9 protein-coding genes are annotated in these 11,448 nt (G+C 42.4%); all 9 read right to left on the bottom strand.

The window, feature by feature from the left end; genetic code table 11:
* Positions 1-165: 165 nt before the first annotated feature.
* Positions 166-1,479: an O-acetylhomoserine aminocarboxypropyltransferase/cysteine synthase family protein gene (locus tag LJE11_RS13005; RefSeq protein ID WP_022380497.1), complete on the bottom strand. Its 1,314-nt coding sequence runs from the start codon at positions 1,477-1,479 to the stop codon at positions 166-168.
* A gap of 270 nt (positions 1,480-1,749) precedes the next feature.
* Positions 1,750-2,832 carry a tRNA 2-thiouridine(34) synthase MnmA gene (gene mnmA, locus LJE11_RS13000; protein WP_173721826.1) on the bottom strand — a complete coding sequence of 361 codons (1,083 nt, stop codon included), beginning with the start codon at positions 2,830-2,832 and terminating at the stop codon, positions 1,750-1,752.
* A 182-nt stretch (positions 2,833-3,014) separates the two neighbouring features.
* Entirely contained in the window at positions 3,015-3,944 is a 930-nt protein-coding gene (gene cysK, locus LJE11_RS12995; RefSeq protein ID WP_118573814.1) for a cysteine synthase A, read from the bottom strand.
* 91 nt (positions 3,945-4,035) lie between these two features.
* Complete coding sequence (locus tag LJE11_RS12990) at positions 4,036-4,470, bottom strand: RrF2 family transcriptional regulator (protein ID WP_008706458.1); 435 nt, start codon at positions 4,468-4,470, stop codon at positions 4,036-4,038.
* A gap of 165 nt (positions 4,471-4,635) precedes the next feature.
* Positions 4,636-5,064 (bottom strand): ACT domain-containing protein, encoded by a 429-nt coding sequence (locus LJE11_RS12985; protein ID WP_195279902.1) that lies wholly within the window; start codon positions 5,062-5,064, stop codon positions 4,636-4,638.
* A gap of 34 nt (positions 5,065-5,098) precedes the next feature.
* On the bottom strand, positions 5,099-7,477 hold the full coding sequence (locus LJE11_RS12980) for a ribonucleoside triphosphate reductase (protein ID WP_008706456.1): 2,379 nt from the start codon (positions 7,475-7,477) through the stop codon (positions 5,099-5,101).
* A gap of 214 nt (positions 7,478-7,691) precedes the next feature.
* Positions 7,692-8,927, bottom strand: coding sequence for a GTPase HflX (gene hflX, locus LJE11_RS12975; RefSeq protein WP_173702996.1), 1,236 nt, complete (start codon positions 8,925-8,927; stop codon positions 7,692-7,694).
* Positions 8,928-8,951: 24 nt separating this feature from the next.
* The gene (locus LJE11_RS12970) at positions 8,952-10,001 is read right to left on the bottom strand and encodes a tetratricopeptide repeat protein (protein WP_173702997.1); all 1,050 of its coding nucleotides are present in this window, start codon (positions 9,999-10,001) and stop codon (positions 8,952-8,954) included.
* Between the two features lie 20 nt (positions 10,002-10,021).
* A complete protein-coding gene (gene glmM, locus LJE11_RS12965; RefSeq protein ID WP_008706453.1) occupies positions 10,022-11,368 on the bottom strand; it encodes a phosphoglucosamine mutase in 1,347 nt (448 codons plus the stop codon).
* Between the last annotated feature and the right edge of the window lie 80 nt (positions 11,369-11,448).

The following is an 11,448-nucleotide window of genomic DNA, read 5'->3' as shown; positions in this document are numbered from 1 at the left end:
CTTGTATGTCTCGGGATTTTGGCATATTCATGCCAAAACACCTCGCGGGATAGCGGTGTGTAAACAATAACAAAAAGACCATCTTGCAGATATGGGGGAAAATCCGGAAGATGGTCTTTTTATTCATGTTTTATTTATACAATATATAAGAATGTTATATCTGTATTATTCAGCAACTGCCTTAAATGCTTCATCAAGATCCTGAATGATATCGTCAATATTCTCTGTACCAATGGAAAGACGAATTGTATTTGGTTTGATACCCTGATCGAGAAGTTCTTCTTCTGTGCACTGGCTGTGTGTTGTTGTAGCCGGATGGATAACAAGAGATTTAACATCAGCTACATTGGCAAGCAATGAGAACAGTTCCAGATTATCAATGAAGTCCTTTGCCTTCTGCGCATCACCTTTAATCTCAAATGTAAAGATGGAACCGCCACCATTCGGGAAGTATTTCTTATAAAGCTCCTGCTGAACCGGATCTGTGGATACAGACGGATGATGAACTTTCTCTACCTGCGGATGGTTATTTAAGTACTGAACAACTTTCAGTGCATTCTCTACATGGCGTTCAACACGAAGTGACAGTGTTTCAAGTCCCTGAAGGAAAATGAATGAGCTTACCGGAGAGATGGTTGCACCTGTATCACGAAGAAGAATTGCACGAATCTTTGTAACAAATGCTGCCGGTCCGCATGCCTTTGTAAAGCTTACGCCATGATAGCTTGGGTTCGGTTCTGTCAGAGATGCGAATTTACCTGATGCTTCCCAGTCAAATTTACCACTCTCAACGATCACACCTCCGATTGTTGTACCATGTCCACCGATGAATTTAGTTGCAGAATGAACAACGATATCTGCACCATATTCGATTGGTCTTACAAGGTAAGGTGTTGCAAATGTGTTATCCACTACAAGCGGAATCTTATGTGCATGAGCAATCTTTGCGATAGCTTCAATATCAACTACATCAGAGTTCGGGTTTCCAAGAGTCTCGATGTAAACAGCTTTTGTGTTATCCTGAATTGCGTTCTCTACTTCTTCAAGATCAAATACATCAACGAATGTTGTTGTGATTCCATAAGCCGGAAGTGTATGCTCCAGAAGGTTTGTTGTTCCACCGTAAATATTCTTGGCTGCTACAATGTGGTCACCCTGCTGTGCAAGATTCTCAATTGTATATGTGATTGCTGCTGCACCGGATGCTACTGCAAGTGCCGCAGAACCGCCTTCAAGCGCTGCGATTCTTTTCTCGAATACATCTTCAGTCGGGTTTGTAAGACGTCCGTAAATGTTACCTGCATCTGCAAGTCCGAAACGTGCAGCTGCATGATCGCAGTTTCTGAATACATAAGAAGATGTCTGATAGATTGGTACTGCTCTTGCATCTGTAACCGGATCCGGACTCTCCTGTCCTACGTGAAGCTGTAATGTTTCAAATTTGAAATGTCTGTCTTTTCTTTCGATTTTTTTGCTCATGTGTATATCCTCATCTTTCTCTGATTTATAATAATCTTTTTCTCTGCAAAACTGATTCCGGCTCTTAAGCCCCTTATCTGCAAGTCATTTTTGTTTCTACGCTTTTCATATCTGTTTGATATGATTTAGCATAGTTGTATATTACCATTTAATTCCTAGTACGTCAATAGGAAATTTTCTATAGCGTTTAATAGCTAATAACTATAACGTTTCCAAAAAAACAGTGCAGATAAGACAGTCCGACAGAATGCGAAAGACAAGGATGATCTGTCATTTAATACAATTTTCAATCACGCCGCCGCCTACAACGATATCACCATCATATAACACAACTGCCTGCCCTCTGGTGATAGCTCTCTGTGGTTTATCAAAACGCACGTGCAGCACTCCATCTTCCGTCTGCCATGCTAAGGCCTCCTGCTCCGGATGACGGTAACGGATCTTTGCTTTCAGTCTCATTGGCTCCTTCAGAGATTCACAGGAAATCAGATTGACCTTTGTTGCGGTCAGTTCCAAATGGAAAAGATCCTCATTATTTCCCAGAACCACCTGATTGGTCTTTGGAGAAATATCACACACATACAGTCTGGATGCTGCCGGAATACCAAGTCCTCTTCTCTGGCCAAGTGTATAGTGGATGATTCCTTTATGTTTACCAAGAATGTTTCCTTCTGTATCTACAAAATCGCCCGGGATTGATTTACGTCCTGTGTACTGTTCAATAAACTTTGCATAATCACCGTCCGGTACGAAACAGATATCCTGGCTGTCATGCTTTCTGGCATTAACAAATCCATGCTTCTCTGCGATCTCACGCACTTCCGTTTTGCGAAGCCCGCCAAGGGGCAGGGAAATATGCGCAAGCTGCTCCTGTGTCAGCATATAAAGCACGTAACTCTGATCCTTCGTATCATCCACAGCTTTCTTTAATAAGTAACGGTTCTTCTCCTCATCATATTCCACACGTGCATAATGTCCGGTTACAATATAATCATACTCCAGTTCACGCATTCTCTGAAACATCTTGTCAAATTTCAGATAACGATTGCAGTCAATGCAGGGATTTGGCGTAGCTCCATGCTCATAGGCATCCACAAAGCGGTCCATAACATCCTCTTTAAACCTCTCGGAAAAGTTAAAAACATAGTACCTGATTCCCATTCTGTAGCAGACATTTCTGGCATCCTCCACATCATCCAGAGAACAACAGGTTTTCTCTCTCTTTACTCCTATGTCCTCATTGTGAAATAATTTCATGGTAGCACCGATACATTCATCACCGGTTTCCTTTGTAAGCAGAGCTGCCACAGAGCTGTCCACTCCGCCGCTCATTGCGATAATTGCTTTTCTCATTTTTATTCCATCCTGTTCTGTGATCCGATTACACGGAATATTATTGTTTATGATAATTTTATTTATATTATGTTAGCTGTTCTGCAAAATACTGAACAGTTACATAAAAATCATTTGTACAGCATATCTATTCTAACACATTTATGTAAAATAAAAAAAGCCCTAAAAAGGGCTTTTTTATTTTACACAAATAATGGAGTAGAATAGTAACGGTCACCGGAATCCGGAAGAAGAGCTACGATTGTTTTTCCTTTATTCTCCGGTCTCTTAGCCAGCTGGATTGCCGCATAGAGAGCCGCACCGGAAGAAATACCAACAAGAATTCCCTCATGTTTGGCGATCAACTTGCCAACTGTAAAAGCATCCTCATTCTCAACCGGAAAAACCTCATCATAAACCTCTGTATTTAATGCCTTCGGAACAAATCCCGCACCGATTCCCTGAATCTTATGCGGACCGCTCTTTCCCTGAGAAAGTACAGGGGAAGTTGCAGGCTCTACTGCCACTACTTTCACGTCAGAATTCTGGGATTTCAGATATTCACCAACACCGGTGATCGTTCCGCCTGTACCAACACCTGCCACAAAAACATCTACCTGTCCGTCTGTGTCTCTCCAGATTTCCGGACCTGTGGTCTTTTTGTGGATTGCAGGATTTGCAGGGTTATCAAACTGTCCCGGGATAAAACTGTTCTCATATTCCTTCGCAAGTTCGTTTGCTTTGGCGATTGCGCCATTCATACCTTTTGTTCCATCTGTCAATACGATTTCTGCACCGTATGCTTTCAGAATATTCCTTCTCTCAACACTCATTGTCTCAGGCATCGTAAGTATCACTCTGTATCCTTTGATTGCAGCAAGAGAAGCAAGACCGATTCCGGTGTTACCTGATGTAGGCTCGATGATCACTGCGCCAGGCTTCAGAACGCCTCTCTCTTCAGCGTCTTCGATCATACTCAGGGCGATACGGTCTTTGGCACTTCCTGCCGGGTTAAAATACTCAAGCTTCACAAGTATTCTCGCTTCCAGCCCAAGCTCTTTTTCAAGATTTCCAACCTCAAGGAGAGGAGTATTTCCAACCAGTTCCGCTGCATTTTTATAGATTTTTGCCATGAGTTCGTCCTCCTTATTTCATACTAAGTATATATGAATTATATGTTATATACATGATATTCTATAAATCCACTGTTGTCAAGAGGGAAAATCAAATTACATAATCATTTCCCATCTCTTCATACCAGTCTTTAAGATCCTGCAATGTAACCTTATCCAGTACTCCCTCAATAGCTTCATCAAGCATCTTCCAGAGACGGAGTGTGACGCATTCCCCGGCTCTGCTGCACTGATTCGGTTCGTCCTCCAGACAGGCTACCGGCTTCATGCTGCCTTCTGTCAGTCTCAGAATAGTTCCCACCGTATATGTTTCCGGCTCTCTGGCAAGCATATAACCGCCCTGTGCCCCTCTCAGGCTCTTTACATATCCTGCCTTCTTTAATGATGAAATAATCTGTTCCAGATATTTTTCTGAAATATTTTCCCTTGCAGAAATATCTTTGATCTTGACCAGTTCTCCTGTATTATGAACTGCAAGATCAAGCATAAGTCTCAGAGCATATCTTCCTTTTGTAGAAATCTGCATTTTTCAAAACCTCCTGATTAAATTTCGTCGGATTATCATTGTTTTCTTTTATTATATAGTATTCCTAGTCATATAGTCAAGATATATTCAACTTTCCTATATGAATATACAAAAAATCACAGAACCATCCCCAGTCCTGTGATTCTCTCACTGTCTTATACAGTATTATTTCTCCAGTTCTTCTGCTGAAGTAAATACATTAAATCCATTATTCTTAAGAATGCATTCTGTCACTGCACCATCCTCCGTCTGAAGAATTACTACAGGTCTGAGATCTTTTCTGTGGAAAGAAGTATAAATATAGTCAAGACTTACATTACTGTCTGATGCTACTTTCAGGAGTTCATCCAGACCGCCTACCTGATCTTTCATATCAATTACGATCGCCTGTGTAATACGATTCATATATCCACTCCTGTTTAAAACAATTTCCGCTTTATCCGGATCGTTGCAGATCATACGGAAGATTGTAAACTCCGGTGCATCGAAGCATGCAAATCCATAAATATTAATCCCGTTATCTGCAAGTATCCCTGTCACTCTTTTCAGACTTCCTGCTTTATTTTCCACAAATACAACATTCTGTTTGATCATCTCTTTTATCCTCCGGTCAACTCTCTCAGTATCTTTATAATCCCTCATCCACATATTTCTTAATATTGGATGTATTTACATATTTCGTCATATGCTCACCGTCTGTGATCACCAGAGTCGGAGCCTGCATAATTCCAAACTCCTTCACCATCTCCGGATTCTTCTCCGCATCAATAATCTCGAACTCCCTGCCTTCCAGTATCTTCTTCGCCACTCTGCAGTTCGGACAAGTACTGGTTGTAAACAGGTATTTATGTGATGCCACAGGTTCTATCTTCACATCATCCTTAGTCACAGTAACTACACTGGCATGAACCGGCTGTATTTTTCTGATATCTGAATGCATCACATCATAAAGCGTACGGTTCTTATACTCCTGTGCTTTACCGTCATTCCAGTTCTGTACAGGTCTGTAATATCCTGTGATACGACTGTAAACCTCCGCCTTCTTACCACATTTCGGACAAGTGAAATGCTCTCCGCTGATGTAGCCATGTTCCTTACATACAGAATAGGTCGGCGAAATCGTATAATACGGCAGTTTATAATTCTCTGCAATCTTACGTACCAGTGCTGCTGCTGCTTTCCAGTCAGGAAGCTTCTCACCGATAAATGCATGGAATACAGTACCTGATGTATAAAGCGTCTGCAGATCATCCTGAATATCCAGTGCATCAAAAATATCTGTGGTATATTCAACCGGAAGATGAGAACTGTTTGTATAATAAGGAGTATCCCCTTCCTTGCCTGCAGTCTTAATATCCGGCCAGCGTTTTCTGTCATGTTTGGCCAGACGATAGGCAGTAGATTCAGCAGGAGTTGCCTCAAGATTAAACAGTTCTCCTTCGTACTTCTCCTGATAATCGGACAGACGTTCCCGCATATGAAGAAGAACCTCTTTTGTAAACCTCTGTGTACGCTCATCAGACATATCTTTTCCCAGCCAGCGGGCATTCAGACCAACCTCGTTCATTCCCACCAGTCCAATGGTAGAGAAATGATTGGAAAAGCTTCCAAGATATCTCTTTGTATAAGGATATAATCCCTCATCCAGCAGCTTACCAATTACTTCACGTTTAATATGCAGAGAACGTGCGGAAATATCCATTAAGCGATCCAGACGATTGTAAAACTCTTCCGGTGTCTTGGAAAGATATGCGATACGTGGCATATTTATAGTTACTACCCCCACAGAACCGGTACTCTCTCCTGATCCGAAGAAACCACCGCTCTTCTTGCGGAGTTCTCTCAGATCCAGACGCAGACGGCAGCACATACTGCGGATATCACTTGGTTTCATATCACTGTTAATATAGTTTGAGAAATACGGTGTTCCATATTTGGATGTCATCTCAAAAAGAAGGCGGTTATTCTCTGTATCAGACCAGTCAAACTCATTTGTTATGGAATAGGTCGGAATAGGATACTGGAACCCGCGTCCGTTGGCATCCCCCTCGATCATGGTCTCAATAAATGCCTTATTGATCATATCCATCTCTTTTTTGCAGTCTTTGTACTTGAAATCCATATTCTTTCCGCCTACGATAGCCGGAAGCTCTGCAAGATCATCCGGTACTGTCCAGTCCAGCGTAATGTTGGAGAAAGGTGCCTGTGTTCCCCATCTGCTTGGGGTATTGACTCCATAAATAAAAGACTCAATACATTTCTTCACTTCCGGATAGCTTAAGTTATCTGCCTTGACAAAAGGTGCCAGATAAGTATCAAAGGATGAGAAAGCCTGCGCTCCGGCCCATTCATTCTGCATAATCCCAAGAAAGTTTACCATCTGATTGCAGAGAACACTCAGATGCTTTGCAGGTGAAGATGTGATCTTGCCTTCAATACCGCCAAGTCCCTCCTGGATCAGCTGTTTCAGTGACCATCCTGCACAATATCCGGTCAGCATGGACAAGTCATGAATATGAATATCTGCATTTCTGTGTGCATCTGCGATTTCATTGTCATAAATCTCAGACAGCCAGTAATTTGCAGTAACTGCACCGGAGTTGCTTAAGATCAGACCTCCAACTGAATAAGTAACTGTGGAGTTCTCCTTTACACGCCAGTCCTCAACCTTCACATAACTGTTTACGATTTCTTTGTAATCCAGGATCGTTGACTTCATGTTGCGAACCTTTTCCCTCTGCTTGCGGTAAAGAATGTAGGCTTTTGCCACATCTGCATATCCGGCCTGGATCAGCACATTCTCCACACTGTCCTGAATTTCTTCTACTGTAATCTTATTATCTGTAATCTTTTTCTGAAAATCAGAAGTAACACGCAGCCCTAAGAGATCAATCATCTCTTCGCTATAATTTTTCTCTTTTGCATCAAAGGCTTTATGGATAGCCGCTGTGATCTTGCCTATTTTAAACTCATCCACTTCGCCATCACGTTTTACTACCTGAAACATATCTAATGCCCCCATTTTCTCTTGTTAATCTGTTTCTCCTGCATATTCTTACCGGAGATATTTCTGTCGTTACTGTCCACTTTGCTCTGAGTAACACTGTAGGTTCATTGTATCAGAGTATCACCGGTTCGTCAACACGCAAAATACCACATAATGTTCCTCATTTTCGCAAAAGGCACAATATATGGTATTTTCTTATTTTTCAAAATATTTTTTATACAACTCTGGCGTAGATTTCTTTCGGCACCCTTGCCTTCACAACAATCCCTTCCTCTGTGTATTCCTCTGAGATAAGCTGCCCATATTCGCGGATCAGCTGGATTTTTCCTGCTTCCTGATAAGGGAAAAGGCGCTCCACATAAATCTGTTCTTCAGCAAGAAGCTTCTCCAGAAGATCATTCAGATCTGCAAGACCCTCGCCTGTCTTTGCAGAGACCTTCAGCGTATAGTCCGATTTAAAATCTCGCAGTACGCATGCCCCCGGCGCATCCTGCTTATTAAAGAGTGTGATGATCTTCTTTCCCATCACTCCCAGTTCTTTTAATGTCTCATATACCACATGCATCTGCATCTCTGCCTGCGGATTGGAAGAATCTACCACATGGATAATATAATCTGCATATTTGGCCTCTTCCAATGTGCTCTTGAATGCTTCGACCAGATGATGCGGAAGCTTATGGATAAATCCAACCGTATCTGTGAGAAGAATCTGCTGTCCGTCCTTCAAATTTAAAAGTCTGGTAGTTGGATCCAGTGTAGCAAACAGTTTATCCTCTGATAAAACCTCTGAGCCTGTCAGTGTGTTCAGCAGCGTAGATTTTCCCGCATTTGTATATCCTACGATCGCAGCAGTCTTCATATTGCCTCTGGCCCGGCTGGAACGGATCAGTTCCCTGTGTTTCTCCACCTGGGATAATTCCTGCTTCAAAGCAGAGATCCTTGTACGGATAAGACGACGGTCTGTCTCCAGCTTTTTCTCTCCCGGACCTCTGGTTCCGATTCCACCTCCCAGACGGGAAAGAGATTCCCTGAGACCGACCAGACGGGCAGATCTGTAGCGAAGCTGTGCAAGCTCTACCTGTATTTTACCCTCACTGGTTATAGCTCTCGCTGCAAAAATGTCCAGAATCAATAATGTCCTGTCCATCACCTTACAGTCCAGTTCCCGCTCCAGATTATTCAGCTGTGCAGGAGAAAGTTCGTCATCACAGATAATTCCGGTTGCATCCATAGCATATACCAGTGCACGTACTTCCTCTATCTTTCCTTTTCCAATATAAGTTCCGGGATGCACAGACTCACGATTCTGAATGATTCTTCCCACTGTAACAGCTCCCGCAGTTGATGCAAGCTCCTTCAGTTCATCCAGGGATTCTTCCACATTATCATGATCATCCGTCTGCACTCCCACAAGAACCACCCGTTCTTCAAGCTTTCCAAATTCTTCCATAAATTCTCCTCAGTCAGATAGATATTACACACGCGTTTTAAGAAATGCAAGTTCCTTCTTAACAGTTTTATCTTCCGGGTATAATTCCAGATATTCCTGTGCTTTCTGCAAAGCAGTCTGAAAATCCAGTTTCTTCTCATAGACTACGATCTCATTAAACAGCAGACTCTGCATATCCTCCGCTCCTGCCACATGGATTCCGCTTTCTATATCAGAAAGGGCACTGTCATAATCCCCATCCTCTATATCACACAGTGCAAGTCCGTTAAATCCTTTGGCTCCGTTTTCTGCCTGTGATACATACTGCTGAAACATTGCTTTTGCATTTGCGCTGTCTCCTTTATCCATATATACCATACCAAGCAGAACCAGTGCCTCCGTATTATCGCCGTCTATGGCCTGTTTCAGTTCACTTTCAGCATTTTCATAATCATCCATATAATAATAAACTCTGCCGCGGTCACAATGATCCTCTGCATTTTTTGCAGTTCCTGACAAAGCAGCTTCCAGATAACGGGTTCCGTCTGCTTCCATATCCCTGTTCAGATATGCCCCGTAGATCTGGATAGCTCTGTCATAAGTTGCATCTTCGCCGTAGGCCTGTTCAAAATTAGCAGAAGCTTCCTCATAGGAATCCATGGCCAATGCTGTTTCTCCCGTAAGGAAGTACAGATCCGCATCCATTTTATAGTTTTCTGCCAGAGTCTGGCAGTCTTCCAGCGCTGCCTCATAATCCTTTACTTTGAGATAAGCCACAGCTCTATACGACAGAATATCTTTTTTTAATGCTTTGCCAACTTTGTCACATTTAAGCGCATCATCGAAATATGTTATGGCTTCTTCATAGTTTCCAAGCTTGAGTTTCGCTACACCTGCACCTCTGTACGACTGTGCAGGCTTCACTCCTTCAGAAATTGCTGTCTCGTATTCTTCAAGTGCTGCCTCATAATTTCCCTGTTCCAGATCCTGTGCAGCCTGTTTATAATTCTTTGTATTTCCCACATTGCAGCCTGTCAGAAGTCCAAGGCTTAAGCAGACAGCAGTCAGAAATAATCTTTTTTTTCTGTTATACATGTAATTCCTTTGCCAGTAAATCAGTCAATGAGCAATCCTTCAGATTCCATTACCTTTACTACATGATCAACATTCTCAAGGCAGAGTTCATCTGTTCCGGCTTCTACCATAACACGAATCAATGGTTCTGTGCCACTCTCGCGTACCAGAATACGCCCATCACTTCCCAGTTTCTTTGCAACTTCCTCTACAGCAGCAACTACCTTCGGATTCTCTCTCGCAGTCTTCTTGTCTGCCACCCGGACATTTCTGAGAAGCTGTGGATAAACCTTCATTTCCCTTGCCAGATCACACAGAGTTGCTTTCTTCTCTACACACGCTTCCATTACCATGAGAGAAGTAAGGATTCCATCACCTGTTGCAGCGTAACGGCTGAAAATAATATGTCCGGACTGCTCACCGCCAAGACTGTATCCATTCTCCATCATATTCTCTGCCACATATTTATCTCCTACTGCAGTCTGCTCATATTTCATACCCTCTCTCTCCAGAGATTTGTACAGACCGAGGTTTGACATAACAGTGGTTACTACTGTATCATCTTTTAATCTGCCCTGCTCCTTGAGATATTTTCCACATACATACATAATCTTATCACCGTCGACCACATTTCCCTTATGGTCAACAGCAATACAGCGATCTGCATCACCATCATAAGCAAAACCGATATCCAATCCATTGTCCACAACATATTTCTGCAGGACTTCAATATGGGTAGAGCCACAGTTTGTATTGATATTTGTACCATCCGGCTGGTTATTGATCACATAAGTCTTTGCCTGAAGTGCCTCAAATACACTCTTTGCAATAGCTGAAGAACTTCCGTTTGCACAGTCAAGCCCTACTTTAATGCCTTTGAAATCCCTGCTTGGAATAGAGATCAGATGTCCGATATAACGATTTCTTCCTGAAGCAAAATCCACAGTGCGTCCAATATCTTCTTTAGTTGCCAGAGGAAGATCCTCGATCAGGCCATCCAGATATGCTTCAATCCTTGCTTCTACTTCCGCTTCAATCTTCTGTCCGTTTCCATTGAGAAGTTTGATACCATTATCATAGAATGGATTATGGCTTGCGGAGATCATAATACCACAGTCAAAATCCTCTGTACGTACTGCATAGGAAACACTTGGGGTCGTCGTTACATGAAGAAGATATACATCTGCACCGGACGCTGTCAGACCTGCAACAAGTGCATATTCAAACATATAACTGCTTCTTCTTGTATCTTTTCCAATAACAATCTTAGCTTTATGGTCTCTTCCATAATACCAGCCTACGTAGCGCCCCACCTTAAATGCATGATCTACTGTCAGTTTAACATTTGCTTCTCCACGAAATCCATCTGTTCCAAAATATTTTCCCATAATTGCTCTCCTTTACTTTTTACAATATCCTCTGTTTCTGCACTGCATACTGTATTTCCCGGATCACACCCAAAACTGCT

The sequence above is a fragment of the Blautia sp. DFI.1.216 genome (genome assembly GCF_020594215.1).
Lineage (GTDB): Bacteria > Bacillota > Clostridia > Lachnospirales > Lachnospiraceae > Blautia_A > Blautia_A wexlerae.
Note: the sequence above shows the minus strand (reverse complement) of the source record. Positions and strands in the feature narration are given on the sequence as shown.

Excerpts from the sequence above, each read along its gene's own strand:
- cysK (WP_118573814.1), bottom strand. The coding sequence starts at position 3,944 with ATGGCAAAAATCTATAAAAATGCAGCGGAACTGGTTGGAAATACTCCT.
- glmM (WP_008706453.1), bottom strand. The coding sequence starts at position 11,368 with ATGGGAAAATATTTTGGAACAGATGGATTTCGTGGAGAAGCAAATGTT.
- mnmA (WP_173721826.1), bottom strand. The coding sequence starts at position 2,832 with ATGAGAAAAGCAATTATCGCAATGAGCGGCGGAGTGGACAGCTCTGTG.
- LJE11_RS12990 (WP_008706458.1), bottom strand. The coding sequence starts at position 4,470 with ATGCAGATTTCTACAAAAGGAAGATATGCTCTGAGACTTATGCTTGAT.
- LJE11_RS12985 (WP_195279902.1), bottom strand. The coding sequence starts at position 5,064 with ATGATCAAACAGAATGTTGTATTTGTGGAAAATAAAGCAGGAAGTCTG.
- LJE11_RS12980 (WP_008706456.1), bottom strand. The coding sequence starts at position 7,477 with ATGTTTCAGGTAGTAAAACGTGATGGCGAAGTGGATGAGTTTAAAATA.
- LJE11_RS12970 (WP_173702997.1), bottom strand. The coding sequence starts at position 10,001 with ATGTATAACAGAAAAAAAAGATTATTTCTGACTGCTGTCTGCTTAAGC.
- LJE11_RS13005 (WP_022380497.1), bottom strand. The coding sequence starts at position 1,479 with ATGAGCAAAAAAATCGAAAGAAAAGACAGACATTTCAAATTTGAAACA.
- hflX (WP_173702996.1), bottom strand. The coding sequence starts at position 8,927 with ATGGAAGAATTTGGAAAGCTTGAAGAACGGGTGGTTCTTGTGGGAGTG.